We start from the raw sequence: 15,983 nt of genomic DNA, 5'->3' as shown, positions 1-15,983 counted from the left end.
GGATTCAGAGACGAAAGCCGCGGCGGGTCTGGGTCCACCACTGCAGCAGGTTGATGGCCAGCAGCAGAGTGAACGAGACCAGCAGCATGGACACCGCCAGGGCGGTGGCGCCGGCGTAATCGTATTGCTCCAGCTTGGTGATGATGAGCAGCGGGGTGATTTCCGAGACCAGCGGAATGTTGCCGGCGATGAAGATCACCGAGCCGTATTCGCCGACGCCGCGGGCGAAGGCCAGGGCGAATCCGGTCATCAGGGCGGGCGAGAGGGTCGGCAGGATCACCTCGAGGAAGGTTTGCCAGCGGGTGGCGCCCAGGCTGGCCGCCGCTTCCTCCAGCTCCGGTTCCAGGTCCTCCAGGATCGGCTGTACCGTCCGCACCACGAAGGGCAGCCCGATGAAGGTCAGGGCGATCGTGATGCCCAGCGGGGTGAAGGCGATCTTGAACCCCGCCTGGGCCGCCAACTGCCCGATCCAGCCCTTGCTCGAATAAAGGGTGGCGAGGGCAATGCCGGCGACGGCGGTGGGCAGGGCGAAGGGCAGGTCGACGAAGGCGTCGGCCAGCTTGCGTCCGGGGAACTCGTAGCGCACCAGCACCCAGGCCACCAGCAGGCCCATGACGGCGTTGATCGCCGCGGCGGCGAGCGCAGCGCCGAAGGTCAGCTTGTAGGACGCCAGCACGCGCGGCGTGGTGACGGCCTCGAAGAATCCGCCCCAGCCCAGGGTGGCGCTCTTGAGGAAGGTCGCAGACAGCGGGACCAGCACGATCAGGCCGAGATAGAGCAGGGTGAAGCCCAGCGCCAGCGGAAAGCCGGGCAGGACGCTGTGTTGCCGGTAGGTCCTCATGTGTTCGTTCAATTCCGGAAAGCGGTGGTTGGGCGGGAGTTTATCCGAGCTTTTTTATATGTCTAAAGAATTAACTATGCTATTTATATTCCATATACGAATGATGCAGGCCGGCCGCAATCCGGGCGGCGCGCAGAACTTAGGGAGGTTTCCATGCCACATTGGTTCGAAGACAACTCGCAATCCGTCGGCCATACGCCCCTGGTGCGCCTCAACCGGGTGACCGACGGCGCGCCGGCCACCACTGCGCACAACCGATCCTGCGGCGGTTCGGCCTGGAAACCACGGTGCGGCCGTCGTTCGCGCTGTACAACACCCGCGAGGACGTCGAAGCGCTGGTGGCCGCCGTGCGGCGCATCCAGGCAGGGAGCGTGGCGTTGGGCCGTTGAGGGGGATAGCCTGGATCGGTGATGAGATAATCAGAGTCTGCTAATATTTAACCTTGTGTCATTCGATCGACGCCGGCTGTTCTGCAGCCGGCGTCGTTTTCGCACTCTGAGCGAGCGATCCATGAAACCTGCTTCTCCACCCCAAACCATCGCCATCATCGGCGCCGGCTTCAGCGGCACCCTGGTGGCCGCGCACCTGTTGTCCAGGGCGAAGGCGCCGCTGACGATCCATCTGATCGAGCGGGAGCGCAGCCGCTTCGCCCGCGGCGTCGCCTACAGCACTACCGAGGACTGCCACCTCCTCAACGTGCCCGCCGGGAACATGAGCGCTTATCCCGACGACCGCGAGCACTTCCTGCGCTGGGCGCAGGCCCGGGCGGGCGAATTGCTCGACTGCGCCTGCGTCAGCGAAGTGACGGCCGCAGCCTATCTGCCGCGGCGGGCTTATGGGGATTACCTCACCCAGGTGCTCGATGAAGCCGAACGCGGTGCGGCGCCCGGCGTAGGCCTTGAGCGCCGGATCGACGAGGTTGTTTCCTTGAAGGTCGAGGGCGAGGCGGTCGACCTCCGGCTGGCCTCCGGCGCGCAGCTCCGGGCCGACCGCGTCGTGCTGGCGCTGGGCAATTTCCGCCCCGGCGATCCGTCCGGCGGCGATGCCGCGTTTTACCGCAGCGCCCGCTACCACGGCGACCCCTGGGCGCCCGATGTGTTGGAAAGGCTCCTGCCGACCGAGTCCTGCCTGCTGGTGGGCAGCGGCCTCACCATGGTCGATTGGGCCATCACCTTGAACCAGGCCGGGTACCGCGGCACCATCCACGTGGTGTCGAGGCGGGGCCTGTGGCCGCATAGCCACAAGCCGGGTGCGCCGGCTGCTTTCGCGCTCGATCCTTCCGGGGCGAAGGGCGCCGTTAGAGCAGGGCTGCACCGCCTCCGCGACTATATCCGCAAATCCGGCGCCGACTGGCGTCCCGCGATCGACGCGCTGCGGCCGGCGACCCCGATTCTATGGAAGAGTCTCGGACTCTCGGAGCAGCGCCGCTTCCTGCGCCATCTGCGCACCTTGTGGGATTGCCACCGCCATCGGCTGGCGCCCGGCATCGCGGCGCGGCTGGCCGCGATGCTGGATTCCGGGCAACTGGTCCGCCACGTGGGGCGCATCCGTGGCTTTCGTGACCTTGGCGGCCAGGTCGAAGTCGTCATCCGGCCGCGGGGAAGTGATCGGAACCATGAATTCCGTGTCGATGCGGTGGTGAACTGTTCCGGTTCGGAGAGCGATTACCGCAGGCTCGACAGTCCGCTGGTCAAGGCTCTGCTGGGCCAGCGGCTGATCCGGCCGGATCCCCTGGCGCTGGGGTTGGATGTCGCCGACAGCGGGGCCTTGGTCGATGCGGAAGGCGTCGCGTCCGAGTTCCTGTTCACGCTCGGGCCGCCGCAGAAAGGGCATTGGTGGGAAACCACGGCGGTGCCGGAGATACGCGGCCAGGCCGCCAGGCTGGCGGCGGAGTTGCTGGGAGTCTAGCGCCTCAGACCGGCAGCATCAGGTCGCCGTATGGCGCCACGGCCGCATCGCAGGTCATCAGCCTGAGCGGTTCCGTGATGGCCTGAGCGATCGGTAGGCGGTCGATGGGATCGGCGTGGCGCTGGGGGCGTCCCGGTAGCGGCGCCGGAAACCGGCATATGGCCGCGGTCGAGCATAGGCTTGATGGCAATCTCCCAGATCGATCCGGCGCTTATGAACATCTGCGATGCCGGTGCAAGGATCGGTGAGCGTGCCCGGGCAGGCAGTCTTGGATTGTCCGTGATCGCCCACGGGGCGATGGGCGTGTCGAGCAGCAGCCTCGATTTGCGACCATGCCGAAGAGTTTCGCGATCGTGGCGTTATCCGCATCGATGTCGTCCGGTATGACGAAAGGCCCCTTTGGCGGTGCCGATGCGCAGCCGCCCGGCAGCGGCCTTGCCGTTGCGGGCGATGACGATTTCCTGATGTCGGAACCCCAAGACCCATGCGGCCTTCTTCCGGGCGGAGCCAGCCGTCAAGCCGCAGAGCCTGGGGTTCAGCGCCCGTAATAGTCGGCCAGCGCCCGGATTTCCTCGTCCGTGAGCTTGACCGCGAACTGGCTCATGCCGGCGTTGACGTCGTTGCTTCGCTCGCCTTTCTTGAAGCGTTGCAGGGCTTTCACGAGGTAGTCCCGGTTCTGGCCCCGCAGCGCGGGCTGGAGATCCCAGCCCTGGCCGTGGGCGCCGTGGCAGGCCGAGCAGGGCGGGATGAGCCGCTTCCTGTCGCCGCGAACAATCGGGGGTTCCGGCGCCTCAGCCGCTGCCGGCCGCAAAAGCGCGCCGAGCCATTCGGCCAGGTCCGCCATGTCCTGACGGCTCGGTTCCCGGACCACGGAAGCCATGATGGCTGCGTCCGCTCCGGCCATCCGGCCGGCCTGGTAATCCAACAGCATCTTGTAGAGGTACAGCGGGCGTTGCCCGGCCAGCATGGGCCCTGGGCGGTCGTCCGCCATACCGTCCGGGCCGTGGCAGCCGGCGCAGCCGCGCTCGGCGTAGAGCGCGCCTCCCCGTGCGGCATCGCCCTGGGGTTTGGCTGCGAGTTCGCGTCGCCATTCGGAGAGAGGCAAGGCTTCCGCCAGGGCGTGGGTTACGCCGACGGCCAAGCCAAATCCCAAAAACAGGCAGGAGAATAGTGGACGCATACGGGTTTCCTATCGGGCCATGACCAGAAAGCCGACGAAGAAATACTGGGCGATCCATACGAGGAGCGCCGCGAGCGCGAATCCGCCGAGGCGGTCCACTCGCGGCGATGCCGTGTAGATGCCGGGAGTCTTGCCGGCTTCCCAGGATATCGCCACGGAATAGGCGATGGCGAAGCCCCCCACCCCGGCGAAGGTCAGGCAGAACAGCGCGTTGCTGTACCAGTCGAGGTTGATGGCGTAAGTGGACAGTTCATAGCCGTGCGTGCCGAACAGGATGCGGTGGCGCAGCGCCTCGCGGGCGATCGCGATCAGCAGGACGGCGCCGGTGGCGGTGGCGAAGGGCGCGTAGCTGCCGGAGGCCGATCGGAACAAGGCGGGGGTCACGATCAACAGCAGGATGCTTGCGTTGGCCACGATGGACCAGAGCGAGACCGGAAAGCCGGCTGCGCTGTCCGGCAGCGTCGCCATCCATGCCGCATAGCAGATGAGCGCGGCGAAGCCGCCTCCCGTCATGAGCTTGTTGCCGAGGCTGGCGATCCATTCCAGGTACGGCGCGTCGCTTTGCTCCCGGCAGGCCAGGTAGCGCCGGCAGCCCAGCAGCCAGGCACCGGTGACCGGGGCCGCCAGCACGATGAAGAAAAGGAACCGCCCGAGGTTGAACTCGTGGATGCCGGAGCCGGCGGTTTCGAGATGACCTTCCGGCGCATACCACGCCATCCAGAGTTCGGGCCGCAGCGCCTGGGAGGCGAGGGCATGCATGATGAAGCCCGCCGCGAGCAGCAGCGCGAGCGAGAGGGCCAGCGACCAGCGGCTGGTGGCCGATCCGCCGTCCTTGCCCACGAAGTAATGGTGGTACATCGCCCAGTAGGCCACCAGCAGCACCACGATGAAAGCGATGGCCCAGCGCGCCGACAACACGTTGGAGACGTACCAGAACGGATCGTAGATGACCTGGACGAACAGCAGCGGGGCCACGCCGATCACGATGGCGATCGAGACCGCGACCTTGGCGGTGTCCAGCATCGGGCCCGCCAGCCGGCGCCCATGGGCGTTCGATGAAAACGCGCCGGTCAGGGCCAGGGCCGTGCTGCCCAGCATGACGTGGACGGCGATCATGTGCAGCGCCCAGGTGAGCACCAGCAGGATCAGGAAAATGGCGGGATGGCTGGGCAGTCCGGAACTGCTGCGCAATGCGTAAAGTGTTTCGATGTCCATGAGGGGTTCCGTTCAGCGGGTGATGGAGTGCCACAGGGGCAGGCTGGCGATGAACTGCGCCAGCGCATGCGCTTCGTCGTCGCGCAAGGGGATGCGCGGCATGTTCACCATGTTCCCGGTGACCAGGGCGCCTTTGATGAAGCGTTCGATGTCCGCGGCGTCGCGGTTGCCGGCGAACATCTCGCCGAAGGGGCGGGTGCCCGTGGTGCCCAGGCCGTGGCAGTTGGAGCAGTACACGATCGCCAGGGCATGGCCGGCTTCCAGTGCGTTGCCTTCGCCGATGCGGCGCAGGTGCTCGGGGATGAACGGGTGCAGCGCCAGCATGCCGCGGGATTCGAGGGCCGGCAGCTCGGATTTCACGCCCAGCGCCGGCACGTCGCGGGCGATGATCTGGTTCGAGTAAACGAACTGGCCGGCGACGTAGGGTTTGCGCATGGATTCGCGCGCCCGCTCCTCCGGCCAGATGCCGAATATCAGCAAGGCCGCCATCATCGCGGCGGCGAGGGGGACATTGAGCGCGCCGGGGCGCAGCAGCAGCGTGGCGAAATAGATCACGATCGCCGACAGGATCGCCCACATCGCCGGCACGAACGATCCCGGCAGGCGGGTCTTCATCAGGAGCTGGGCGCTTTCCGGCAGGGTCGTCAGTCCCCACTGGAAAAACACCGCCCCCAGCACCGCGCCGAGCATGCCCACCCAGGCCAGCTTCCGGGTCATTTCCAGCCGGAAGGCGCCGTCCCGGATATAGGCGGCAATCAGCCCTCCCGCCAGGGCGGCCGCCATCAGCATGAAGCAGGTGCGGCTCAGTATCTGGGCGAAGGTATAGAGGCCGAAAAAGCCGTCGAGGGTGCCGCCTTCGGTGAACCAGCGCTCCTGGCCGGGCCACATCATGAACGACAGGATGCCGACGATGATCAGCATCGTGGCCCAGGAGGCGAGGCCGAAGATCCAGGCGATCTTCAGATAGCTTCGCCCGTCCACCTTCCCGGCCAGATAGACCAGCAGGTAGATGCCCACCACCTCGATGAAGAAGAACACCCATTCGGTCGCCCACCACCACACATAGCTGTGGATCAGGGCCGAGAGCCCCCGGGGGCTGGCGACCGTGGCCGAAAACCAGATGCCGGGACCGGTGATGGAACCGAGCACGTAGGAAAAAACCAGCAGGAAGACGCCGTACCGCCTGACGTACTCCAGCAGTTCCGGCCGGTTGCGGCGGACCGCGACGGTGGCGAGCCAGGTCGACACCAGCGCCGCGCCGACCGAGGTATGGGACGCCAGCACGTGAATCACGGCGATGATGCCCAATACCCAGCCGCTGCCCAGGGCCGGCTGGTACCAGGTGGGATACAGGCCGAGTATCTCCGTTGTGTTTTCCATGGGGTCATTGATCTCCTGTGATATTTCCTGCCCGCATGTCATGAAAATTGACAGAAGACCCCTAGGGAGAAATTCCCATAGGGGCACCTCGAAAAACCGGGTATTAGTCAGGTAAAACGAGCAATCCGACCTGATCAGTCGGTCGTCCCGCGATGCTTGCGTTTTTTGGCCCTGCCCGGCAGGCGCTTTCCGTCCGGAACCGCCCCTTCCGGCGTTTCCGGACGGTCCCCGTGCGTCAGAAGGCCACCACTCCGCACGCCTTGAGGCTGCACAGGCGGCGTAGGTTGTAGGTCGCCGCCTTCCCCGCAAGCAGGAACCTGGCCCGGTCCAGGCCGATGCAGCGCAGCAGCTTGCCGCCCATCTGGTCCAGCGTGGCGAATACATGCTCGACGCGCGCCCGGACTCGGGCGATGCGGGTGTTGCGGCGCTTCTGGCAGACGGACAGGGGGCGGCCCTTCTCCGCCTTGCGTTGGATGTGGACTCGCCAGCCCCGGCTCTTGAGGCGGGCCTCTCGCTCGCCATCGACGTAGCCCTTGTCGCCGTAGAGGTCGCGTCCGGTGTTGGCGCTGTCCAGCACGTCCTCCAGGTGCAGGGTGTCATTCTGACTGGCGGTGCTGACCTTGAGCTTGCGGATCAGCTTGTAGCGCCGGTCCGCGCTAACCGACAGCTTGTAGCCGAAGTAGGACTTGCCGTGCTTCTTCGTCCAGGTGGCGTCGACGTCCCGCTGCCGCCGCTCGGCAGGCTTCCAGTCCGCAGGCATCGCCTGCGCCTTGATCTGTTCTCCTTCTTCCTCGGTGACGTGCTGCCGGGGCACGGGAACCAGGCTGGCGTCCACGATCTGACCGCCTCGCGCGATATAGCCGTGCCGCGCCAGTTGCCGGTTCACCGCCTCGAACAGCGCGTCCCCGGCCTGCGCTGCCGTCAACCGCTCGCGGAAGGTCCAGAACGTGGTCCGGTCCGGCACCTGGCTGCTGCGCCGCAGGCCTAGGAAGCGCTGAAAACTCAGGCGGTCCAGCACTTGAAACTCCATTTGTTCATCGCTCAGTCCGTACAAGTTCTGAAGGAGGAATGCACGCACCATCAGTTCGGTCGGAAACGGCGGGCGTCCGCCACGCGCTCGGCTTGGACGCGGTGCGGCCCGATCGATTTCGGCGGCCAGCACCTTGAAGTCGATGTGCTTTTCCATCTCTCGCAGCACGTCGCCCAAGCGATCCAGCTTGGCCTCACGTTCCTCCGCGGCGAATAGGCTCTCTCTGATCATGGCGGCTCAGGCAGGTTGTTCAGGGGCGGTATTGTCACATGACCTCGGTTTTTCGAGGTGCCCATAGGGCTATCTGCGGTCAGTGTCGACTAAGTCAATATACCTTGGGTTAAGTTATCTGAAGGCGCCGGATACTGACACGGTCGGGGTGCTTGGGTGAATATGTCAAAATGCCGCAGGACAATTTGTCGCATTCTCCGATAGTGGATACCTGCCATACTCTTCCTCCGGATATAGGCCGGTTCAGGACGATGGAACCTGGCTTTCATGTAACAACCATGGCAATGGAATGAGGCCCCGCATCCGCGGCGGCAGATTCCGATATCAACCAATCGACAGGAGCATATGGAATGAATGTGAGCAATATAGCGACGTTTGCTTTGGCCAGCGGTGCGGCGGGAATCGTCTGCGCTTTGTTGAACGCCGGCGGAATCTTGCGGAAGAGCGCCGGGTCTCCGGACATTCAGGCGCTGACGAGGGCGATCCAGGACGGGACCAGGGCGTTTATGAAACGGCAATACGTGGCCTTGGCGGTCGTCGGGAGCCTCCTGGCGCTGGCCCTGACCAAGTTCGGCGCCTGGACTGCGAACGGCTTCATCGCCGGGGTCGTCGCTTCGGCGCTGGCGGGTTACATCGGCTTGGCGATCTCGGTGCGGGCGGATGCCCGTACCGCCGACGCGGCAAGTGCCGGGCTAGGCGCGGCGCTGTCGATGGCCTTTCGAAGCGGAACGGCCACGGGACTCCTGGTCGCGGGACTGGCGTTGTCCACCGTGGCGGGCTATTACGTGCTCACGCTGTCCCTGGGGACGCCGGATGACGTGCACGGCGGTTTGCTGGGACTGGCGCTGGGCGGTTCTCTGATGAGCGTGTTCGCCAGGACGGTCGGCGGGGTCTGGGCAAAGGCGGCCGGCGGCTATGCCGGTGATCTCGTCGGGCGGGAGGCAAAGGAGGCCGCGGCCATCGGAGGGTGCGTCGGCGCCACGGCGGGACATGCGGCCGGAACCGCCGCCGACGTGTTCGAGACCTTCACCGTTGCGCTGGTGGCGGCGGTCCTGCTGGCGAGAAGCGTGTTCGGCGCCGACAGCCCTTGGGCCGAATTCCCGCTGCTGGTCGCGGGTCTCGTTCTGGCGGCTTCCCTGGGTGGCGCCTGTTTCGTGCGTCTGGGCAAAAGCCGCTACCTCGTGGGCGCCCTGTATCGCGGCGTGGTCGTCACCGTGATCCTGGCCGGCGTGGGCCTGTATTACGGGTCCGAATGGTTTCTCGGCCTGCCCGCCGTGCAGCCGGCCTTCAGCGTGCTGAACCTGTTCTCCGCGGCCTGTACCGGCCTGGTGCTGGCCGGGTTGAACATCGTCGCCGCGGAATACCACACCTCGAAGAGCTTCGGGTTCGCCAAGCGCATCGCCGCGGCCTCGCGCGGCGGCCCGGCGACCAACGTCGTCGCGGGTCTGGCCGCGGGGCTGAAATCCACCGGGTGGTCCATCGCCATTCTGTGCGCGGCTTTCGTCAGCCCTTACTCTCTCGGCGGCGGTTTTTCGGGCCACGAGGGGACGGGCTTGTTCGCGGTGGGGCTTGCCGCCGTCGCGATGGCTTCGCTCGGCGGCGTCATGGTCGCCATCGACGGGTACGGCATCGCCGCCCAAGCGGCGCACGGGATTGCCGAAACCGCCGGTTTGCCGGACGAGGTGCGCCAGGCTACCGCTTCCCTGGATGCCGCCGGCCAGGCGACACGCCCGGTGGTGCAGGGGTATGCCGTGGGCGCCGGCGGCTTGGCGATGCTTGCCCTGTTCGCCGAGTATTCCAGGTGCTTCAGCGTTCCCCTGGCACTGAATCTGTCCGATCCGGTCGTGCTGACCGGACTGTTCGCCGGCGGTCTGATGCCCTATCTGCTGGGTTCGGTGTCGCTGGGGGCGGTCGGCAGCGTTTCCGGCGAAACGGGCAAGGGGGCGAATGCCACCGTGCGCGGGGCGTTCAAGCGGGCGCTGATCCTGGTGCTGGTGCCTTTGGCGGTTCCGCTCCTCGTCGGGCTTGGCGGCGGCCGGGAGGCGCTGGGTGGCATGCTGGTCGGCGCCATCGTCACCGGCCTGTTCCAGGCATTCGCCATGAGCAGCGGCGGCGGTGCCTGGGACAGCGCGAGGCGGTACATCGAGGACGGCATGTACGGCGGCAGCGAATCCGAGGCGCACCGCGCGGCCTTGACCGGCGACCGGGTCGGAAGTGCCTGCAAGGAGGCGGCGGGATCGGCGCTCAACCCGCTGATCAAGCTGATGGGCCTGGTGTCCGTGCTGATCGCGCCGCTGCTGGCCTGAGCGGATCCGACGTTCGTCGAGGGAGATGCGCATGCTTTCGACACGCAGCATTTTTCAGGAGATACGGCGCGATCCCCGGGCGTTCCAGCTCTTGATGAGCATCGCCGCCAAGGGCGAGACCCAGGGCGGTTGGGAGAACGAGCGGATTGCGGCCCTGACGCCGGACCCGGCGCTCGCGCGCAAGGTCCTGCGGCACGGGGCCGACGAAACCAAGCATGGCCTGATGTTTTCCAAACTGCTGCGCAAGACCGGGCTGGACGAAGTGCCCGTGCCGGCGGATGCCGATTACTGCATGATGCTGGAGCGCCGCGGCATCGGGCTGCCGCATGATCGGCTCGGCCGCGACGAGCCGCTCGGGCTGGAGGAAATCCTGCAGTATCTGGTGCACAGCAAGGTGACCGAGGAACGGGCGTTCGACGAGGTCGACCGTCTGCTCCGGGTGTTCGGCGACGATGCGGAACTGGCGCCGAGCTTGCGGGTCATCGCGGAGGATGAAATCAACCATCTCTCCTACGCCCACGAGGAGCTGCTGAAACTCAGCGGCCAAGGCCACCGAGACCGCATCGCGCAGATGCTGAAGGCCTACGCGCTGGCCGAGATCCGCGTTTACCGTGACGTCGGCCTGGCCTTCGTCCGGCACATGGCCGCGCTCTTGGGTTGGAGCAGGCCCAAGCAATCGCTGCTGAAGCTTGGCGTATCGGCAGCCTATGTCCTGGAACGGACGTTCGCCTGGCGGCGTCTCGCGGCGCTCCGGCCCCCGTTGCGCAGCAATGCCATGGGGAGCTGAGGCGATGGCGAGAGGGAAACCGAAGGCGGGATCGGCGGAGCACCGGCAACGGTTCTGCCGCGGCTTCATCGACAGCCATCTGCGGTTCGAGCCGGAACGGCTGGCGTGGCCGGCGTTGGAACCGGCCATGCTGCAGCGCCTCCGGGAGGTGCCGTTCTGGCAGGAGGTCCTGTATACCGAGATGCGGGCGATCCGGATCATCGAGGCGTTCGCGCCGACCATTCCGGACCCTTTGGTGCGCGAGGCCATGGAACTGATGGCCGAGGAGGAACGGCGCCATGAGCGTCTGGTGCGCCACCTGATCGCCCGCTACGGGATCGTGATCGAAGCCCGGGAGATGCCGCCGCTGCCGTCAAACATCGAACGGACGTTCATCGACTTCGGCTACGGCGAATGCGTGGATTCCTTCCTGGGCTTCGGCTTCTTCCGGCTCGCGCGGGAGAGCGGATTCCTGCCGCAGGAGATGTTCGACGTCCTGGAAATCCTCATGGGAGAGGAAGTCCGCCACGTGCTGTTCTTCGTCAACTGGATGGCCTGGCACGAAGCGGGGTGCGGACGCGGCGCGGCGCCCTTGCGCGCCCTGACCTCGGCATGGTATTACGCCCGCGCGATCGGAGCGTTGGCGGGGGTCGCCTTGCGGAATGCCCGCCACCGGGGCAACGGCCGGGAGTTTTCGGCAACCCAGGCCGCCGGCCTGATGCAGGGCTTCACGGTGGGCAGGCTCCTCGAAGCCTGTCTGGAAGAAAACCGGCGCCGGCTGGATGCATACGATCGGGATTTGCTGCGTCCGCGCCTTTTGCCGGCACTGGCGCGCATCGCACTGGGGTTTACCGGCAGGGGTGGGCGGCGGATACGTGAGGAAAACAGGCAGGCGTTTTGAACGGACGGGTACGGAGCGCTCCACACGGCCGCAGGCGGGCTCCGCCCGCGATGGCGTCATCCGGATCGCGGCGATCGCAATGATTGCGGCGGTCGCGCTGCCCTTGGGCATGCTGGCATGGCGGGAACAGGCGGAGCGTTCCCGAACCCTGGCATCCGGCACGCTGCTGCCCCAGCCGCGGCCTGTCGCCGAGTTCGCGCTGACCGGCGAGGACGGCAAGCCGTTCACGCGGGCCGGCCTGCTCGGCCGCTGGACGGTCATCTTCGTCGGCTATACCCATTGCCCCGATGTCTGTCCAACCACGCTGTCGCAGCTCAAGGCCGCCAAGGCCAAGCTCGGCGCCGATGGCGCGCGGCTGGCCGTGCTCTTCGTGTCGGTCGATCCCGAGCGCGACACGCCGGACCATCTGGCGCGATACGTGCGCTATTTCGACAAGGAATTCCGCGCCGCCACCGGCCCGGTCGATGCGCTGGCTGCGCTGGGGCGTCAGCTCGGCTTCGTGTTCATCAAGAATCCCGCCCCCGAAGGTGAGGGCTATGGCATCGATCATTCCGCCGAGCTGATGTTGCTCGATCCCGAGGCCCGCCTGGCCGGCTATCTGACCCCGCCCTTTCAAGCCGAGACGCTGGCCGCCGATTTCAAGATGATTCTGGAAAAACAGGTGGCTCCATGAAGAGTGTTCGCGCCCTATGCTGCGCATCGGCTTTCCTGGCCGCTCCGATCTATGCCTGCGAAGGGCTGGAAATCGCAGATGCCAGGGTGATGGAATCCCCGCCCGGCGCCAGCGTGCTCGCCGGATTCGCGACCTTGCGCAACGGCGGGGATACGCCCATCACCATCCGGCGCGCCGACAGCCCCGATTTTTCTTCGGTCGAGTTCCATTCACTGGTGCGCCGGGACGGGCTGATCCGAATGGCGGTGGAAAGTTCGCTGACCGTGCCGCCGCACGGAATGCTCGCCATCAAATCGGGCGAGCGCCATCTGATGCTGTTCAAACCCGCGAAAGATTTTCATGCCGGGGATCGGGTGACGATCCGGCTGTTCTGCTCGACAGGGACGCGGGAGGTGAAAATGACGGTCGAGAAGAACGGCTGACGGATTCGCTCGTCGACAGATCCCCGCTCGAAGGGGCCGTCCTTAGCGAGCCTGTTCTTCCAGGACGGCCAGCCGGACGCGGCTCGAAACCGGACGGCGCATCTGAATGACCACCCCCAGGATTTCGAGCGATTTCAATTCGGTGCCCGCAAAGCTAGGAAAATCGGGATGTATCGAGATGAGTTCGTAGTCGACCTCGTCCCCGGATTGTGACAGGACACGGTATTTGCTCAGGTTGAGTCGCTCCGCACCCGGCCGGAAAACGATGACCGGATCGCTGGGCTGAATCGGCGCATCCGGATCGACGACCAGTTGATCGCCGGGACGAAACTCGGGCTGAAACGCTTCGTCGCTCAGCTCCAGCTTGAGGGCAAACAGACGTGGGCCGGATTCCGCGAATGGCAGCGAATAGTCCATAGCCACCCATTTACCGGTCGATGATTGCACCGACTGATCCTTGAGGTAAGCGTGCACCCGTTCGCAGTCCCGCGTAGAAAACAGCGGGACACGACGGGTGCTCGCCATCAATAGCGGACGCGCGGTACTCACCAGGGGGGACTGTTCGTTTCCGAACAGCAGCGCATCGAAGTCGATTCCCAACTCCTTGGCGATAAGGGGCAGAAAGGTGCTTTTCCTGATTTTGCCCGACTCGAGGCTTTGAATGGTTTGCTGTGCCGCGCCGACCCGTCCCGCCAGCTCTTCCTGACTCAGGCCCAAACGCTCGCGGTAATGCCTTACCCGCACGCCCACCGAATTCAAATTCTCTTCCGATGATGGAATGGCGTTGGGATTCGTGCCCGAGGAAGACATCCTTGCTGTTTTTCGCATGATCGGTGAGCGGGTCAAGGAACGAGGTTACCATTTTAACAGTAACGCAGGTTCAAGCCGACCTGCGTTCACGTCAACGCCGCCCACGTCCGGTCCTGCGGCCTTTGTCCAGGGCGACGTAAATCGTCTTTCCTTCGAAATCGTGGCCGTCCAATCCTGAAATCGCCGCACGGGCTTCGTGGCCTTCCATGTCCACGGTAGCGATGCCACGTGCCTGACCCGTAAATAAATCCCGGCTGACTTTCAAGTCGAAAACCTTGCCGTAGGCGCCAAACAACTCGCTCAGGCCGGCATCGGTCGTTGAAGGGGGTAAGCCACGCACGAAAAGCGTCAACATCGGTTTAAGCTCCTGACTGAAAGGGGAAGTGTGCGGAGAAAAAAGAATCTCCTCGGCGACGAACGGGCCTGAGGACTACGATGCTTTTTTACCACGGTGGCCGGAAGTGTACTAGACAAATTACCGTTTTAATAGTAAAAATCGGTTGTCATTATTTTGTTGCCTCGGCCGAGCACATGCGACGGGGTTTCATGTCGCGGTGGGCACGGCTGGCCGAATGCTTTGCTGGGGGGAACCGGCGCCCGTGGGCCCTCGGCGTTCACACCGCCTTTTCCGCAAAGGCGTCATGCATTGACTGGAGAATTCATGGGAAATCCCGTGTTGCAAGCTTTCGCCGCGTTTCGCGGTCCCGCCGGCAGGCATGCAAGCTGGCGCCAGGACATCGGTGCCGGTTTCCTGGTCTTTCTCATCGCCCTGCCTTTGTGCCTGGGCGTGGCCGCGGCTTCGGGAGTCCCGCCCATGGCCGGCATTCTTTCCGCCGTGGTCGGCGGGCTGTTGGTCTCCCGTATCAACGGCTCCTACCTCACCATCACCGGCCCGGCCGCCGGTTTGATCGTGGTGATTGCCACCGCGGTACAGACATTGGGACAGGGCGATGCCATGGCCGGTTACCGCTACACCTTGGCGGCCATCGTCATGTCGGGCGCGCTGCAGGTGCTGTCGGGCCTTTACAAGGCCGGTCGTCTGTCAGCCTTCTTTCCGGCATCGGTGGTACATGGCATGCTGGCCGCCATCGGGATCGTCGTCGTGGCCAAACAGCTTCCGGTGATGGCGGGCATCAAGACCGGAACCGACGTCACCATGCTGTCCAGCATTGTTCAGCTTCCTCATGTGCTGGCCTATTTCATTCCGGAAACCGTTCTCATCGCTTTGGTCGGCATGGCCATTCTGATCGGTTGGCCGCTGATCGAAAACCGCTTCCTGAGGACCGTTCCGGCACCCATCGTGGTCATTTTGTCCGGGATGGCCTTGGGGCAGGTTTTCGATCTCGGCCGGCTTCATCCGGGCGAAGGTTTCATGGTCCCCAAGGACTTGATCGTCGGTCCGGATTTTCTGGTGTCGATTCCGGACAGCCTGATGGCCAGTCTTTTCCTTCCGGATTTTTCCAAGACATTCACGGTGGCGTTTTGGCAGAGCGTCGTCGCCATCTTTCTGGTGGGCAGCCTGGAAAGCCTGCTGAGTGCGGCGGCGGTGGACAAGCTCGACCCCCAGCGGCGCTATTCCGACCTGAACCGCGATCTCAGGGCAGTGGGCGTCGGTAACGTTGTGGCGGGTCTGATCGGCGGTCTGCCGATGATCGCCGAGATCGTGCGCAGTTCCGCCAATATCGACGCCGGCGCCCGAACCGGTTGGTCGAATTTCTTCCACGGCGTGTTTCTGCTGCTGTTCGTGTGGGCGTTTCCGCACGTGATCGACGCGATTCCCCTGGCCTCCCTTGCCGCGCTTTTGGTCTATACCGGCTTTCGCCTGGCCTCGCCGAGGGTTTTCGCCAGAACCATGGATCTGGGTAAGGAACAGCTGGCGCTGTTCGTCATTACCATCGTCGGCGTCCTCGCGACCAACCTTCTCGCCGGCGTGGCGATCGGCATCGCGGCCAAACTGCTCCTCCATGTCGGGCGAGGCGTCTCGCTCGAGAATTTGCTGGCGATCTCCTACCGGATCGAGCGCACGGCCGCTGGCGCCTACGTCATCCTCGTCCGGGGTTCGGCGATCTTCTCCAATTTCATTTCGCTCAAGAGCGCATTGACAGACCTGCCGGCAGGCAGCACGATCATCTTCGATCTCTCCGACGCCTATCTGATCGACCACACGGTGATGGAGTTCATCGATCACTTCCGCGATGATGTCATCGCGCATGGCGGACGCTGCGAAATTCATGGATTGGCCGGCCACGAACCGTACGGCGATCACGAGTTGGCGGCACGTATCAAGACACAGTAGGACCACCCCGGAGCAGGCGCGGAA

Annotated in this window: 14 protein-coding genes and 1 pseudogene; 8 read left to right on the top strand and 7 right to left on the bottom strand. The window is 64.9% G+C overall.

The window, feature by feature from the left end; genetic code table 11:
• Positions 1 to 4: 4 nt before the first annotated feature.
• Positions 5 to 841: a sulfate ABC transporter permease subunit CysT gene (gene cysT / locus GNH96_RS12145; protein ID WP_169603922.1), complete on the bottom strand. Its 837-nt coding sequence runs from the start codon at positions 839 to 841 to the stop codon at positions 5 to 7.
• 161 nt (positions 842 to 1,002) lie between these two features.
• On the opposite strand from cysT, the pseudogene GNH96_RS16260 reads away from it, so the two are divergent.
• Positions 1,003 to 1,128 (top strand): annotated as a pseudogene (locus tag GNH96_RS16260) (hypothetical protein); the annotation flags it as partial.
• Between the two features lie 223 nt (positions 1,129 to 1,351).
• The gene (locus GNH96_RS12135; protein ID WP_169603921.1) at positions 1,352 to 2,749 is read left to right on the top strand and encodes an FAD/NAD(P)-binding protein; all 1,398 of its coding nucleotides are present in this window, start codon (positions 1,352 to 1,354) and stop codon (positions 2,747 to 2,749) included.
• A gap of 535 nt (positions 2,750 to 3,284) precedes the next feature.
• On the opposite strand, the gene GNH96_RS12125 is transcribed toward GNH96_RS12135, so the two are convergent.
• From GNH96_RS12125 to GNH96_RS12110, 4 genes are all read right to left on the bottom strand, one after another.
• Positions 3,285 to 3,929, bottom strand: a complete 645-nt coding sequence (locus GNH96_RS12125) for a c-type cytochrome (RefSeq protein WP_169603920.1) — start codon at positions 3,927 to 3,929, stop codon at positions 3,285 to 3,287.
• A gap of 9 nt (positions 3,930 to 3,938) precedes the next feature.
• A complete protein-coding gene (locus GNH96_RS12120) occupies positions 3,939 to 5,144 on the bottom strand; it encodes a hypothetical protein (RefSeq protein WP_169603919.1) in 1,206 nt (401 codons plus the stop codon).
• A gap of 12 nt (positions 5,145 to 5,156) precedes the next feature.
• Positions 5,157 to 6,524, bottom strand: a complete 1,368-nt coding sequence (locus GNH96_RS12115; protein ID WP_169603918.1) for a c-type cytochrome — start codon at positions 6,522 to 6,524, stop codon at positions 5,157 to 5,159.
• A 235-nt stretch (positions 6,525 to 6,759) separates the two neighbouring features.
• Entirely contained in the window at positions 6,760 to 7,785 is a 1,026-nt protein-coding gene (locus GNH96_RS12110; protein ID WP_169603917.1) for an IS5 family transposase, read from the bottom strand.
• 350 nt (positions 7,786 to 8,135) lie between these two features.
• Here GNH96_RS12110 and GNH96_RS12105 point away from each other — a divergent pair, with 350 nt between their 5' ends.
• The 5 genes from GNH96_RS12105 (at position 8,136) to GNH96_RS12085 (ending at position 12,853) form a co-directional block, all read left to right on the top strand.
• On the top strand, positions 8,136 to 10,091 hold the full coding sequence (locus tag GNH96_RS12105; protein WP_169603916.1) for a sodium/proton-translocating pyrophosphatase: 1,956 nt from the start codon (positions 8,136 to 8,138) through the stop codon (positions 10,089 to 10,091).
• 31 nt (positions 10,092 to 10,122) lie between these two features.
• The gene (locus tag GNH96_RS12100; RefSeq protein WP_169603915.1) at positions 10,123 to 10,878 is read left to right on the top strand and encodes a ferritin-like domain-containing protein; all 756 of its coding nucleotides are present in this window, start codon (positions 10,123 to 10,125) and stop codon (positions 10,876 to 10,878) included.
• A 4-nt stretch (positions 10,879 to 10,882) separates the two neighbouring features.
• On the top strand, positions 10,883 to 11,758 hold the full coding sequence (locus GNH96_RS12095; RefSeq protein ID WP_169603914.1) for a hypothetical protein: 876 nt from the start codon (positions 10,883 to 10,885) through the stop codon (positions 11,756 to 11,758).
• Positions 11,759 to 11,837: 79 nt separating this feature from the next.
• Positions 11,838 to 12,431, top strand: coding sequence for an SCO family protein (locus tag GNH96_RS12090; RefSeq protein ID WP_169603913.1), 594 nt, complete (start codon positions 11,838 to 11,840; stop codon positions 12,429 to 12,431).
• Positions 12,428 to 12,853, top strand: a complete 426-nt coding sequence (locus GNH96_RS12085) for a copper chaperone PCu(A)C (protein WP_169603912.1) — start codon at positions 12,428 to 12,430, stop codon at positions 12,851 to 12,853. Before GNH96_RS12090 ends, GNH96_RS12085 begins: the two co-directional genes overlap by 4 nt.
• 42 nt (positions 12,854 to 12,895) lie before the next feature.
• Here the strand turns inward: GNH96_RS12085 and GNH96_RS12080 are convergent, their stop codons facing one another.
• Positions 12,896 to 13,663: an XRE family transcriptional regulator gene (locus tag GNH96_RS12080; protein WP_169603911.1), complete on the bottom strand. Its 768-nt coding sequence runs from the start codon at positions 13,661 to 13,663 to the stop codon at positions 12,896 to 12,898.
• A gap of 91 nt (positions 13,664 to 13,754) precedes the next feature.
• Positions 13,755 to 14,018 (bottom strand): RNA recognition motif domain-containing protein, encoded by a 264-nt coding sequence (locus tag GNH96_RS12075; RefSeq protein ID WP_169603910.1) that lies wholly within the window; start codon positions 14,016 to 14,018, stop codon positions 13,755 to 13,757.
• Between the two features lie 306 nt (positions 14,019 to 14,324).
• Between GNH96_RS12075 and GNH96_RS12070 the strand changes: the two genes are divergently transcribed.
• Positions 14,325 to 15,959: a SulP family inorganic anion transporter gene (locus GNH96_RS12070; RefSeq protein WP_169603909.1), complete on the top strand. Its 1,635-nt coding sequence runs from the start codon at positions 14,325 to 14,327 to the stop codon at positions 15,957 to 15,959.
• The last annotated feature ends 24 nt before the right edge of the window (positions 15,960 to 15,983 follow it).

This window comes from Methylococcus geothermalis, from assembly GCF_012769535.1.
Taxonomy (GTDB): domain Bacteria; phylum Pseudomonadota; class Gammaproteobacteria; order Methylococcales; family Methylococcaceae; genus Methylococcus; species Methylococcus geothermalis.
The sequence above is the reverse complement of the archived record's forward strand: the minus strand, read 5'-3'. Positions and strand labels throughout refer to the sequence as shown.

Coding starts and splice junctions, on each gene's coding strand:
- GNH96_RS12090 (WP_169603913.1), top strand. CDS start 11,838: ATGATTGCGGCGGTCGCGCTGCCCTTGGGCATGCTGGCATGGCGGGAA.
- GNH96_RS12085 (WP_169603912.1), top strand. CDS start 12,428: ATGAAGAGTGTTCGCGCCCTATGCTGCGCATCGGCTTTCCTGGCCGCT.
- GNH96_RS12135 (WP_169603921.1), top strand. CDS start 1,352: ATGAAACCTGCTTCTCCACCCCAAACCATCGCCATCATCGGCGCCGGC.
- GNH96_RS12105 (WP_169603916.1), top strand. CDS start 8,136: ATGAATGTGAGCAATATAGCGACGTTTGCTTTGGCCAGCGGTGCGGCG.
- GNH96_RS12110 (WP_169603917.1), bottom strand. CDS start 7,785: ATGATCAGAGAGAGCCTATTCGCCGCGGAGGAACGTGAGGCCAAGCTG.
- cysT (WP_169603922.1), bottom strand. CDS start 841: ATGAGGACCTACCGGCAACACAGCGTCCTGCCCGGCTTTCCGCTGGCG.
- GNH96_RS12095 (WP_169603914.1), top strand. CDS start 10,883: ATGGCGAGAGGGAAACCGAAGGCGGGATCGGCGGAGCACCGGCAACGG.
- GNH96_RS12070 (WP_169603909.1), top strand. CDS start 14,325: ATGGGAAATCCCGTGTTGCAAGCTTTCGCCGCGTTTCGCGGTCCCGCC.
- GNH96_RS12120 (WP_169603919.1), bottom strand. CDS start 5,144: ATGGACATCGAAACACTTTACGCATTGCGCAGCAGTTCCGGACTGCCC.
- GNH96_RS12115 (WP_169603918.1), bottom strand. CDS start 6,524: ATGGAAAACACAACGGAGATACTCGGCCTGTATCCCACCTGGTACCAG.
- GNH96_RS12080 (WP_169603911.1), bottom strand. CDS start 13,663: ATGTCTTCCTCGGGCACGAATCCCAACGCCATTCCATCATCGGAAGAG.
- GNH96_RS12125 (WP_169603920.1), bottom strand. CDS start 3,929: ATGCGTCCACTATTCTCCTGCCTGTTTTTGGGATTTGGCTTGGCCGTC.
- GNH96_RS12075 (WP_169603910.1), bottom strand. CDS start 14,018: ATGTTGACGCTTTTCGTGCGTGGCTTACCCCCTTCAACGACCGATGCC.
- GNH96_RS12100 (WP_169603915.1), top strand. CDS start 10,123: ATGCTTTCGACACGCAGCATTTTTCAGGAGATACGGCGCGATCCCCGG.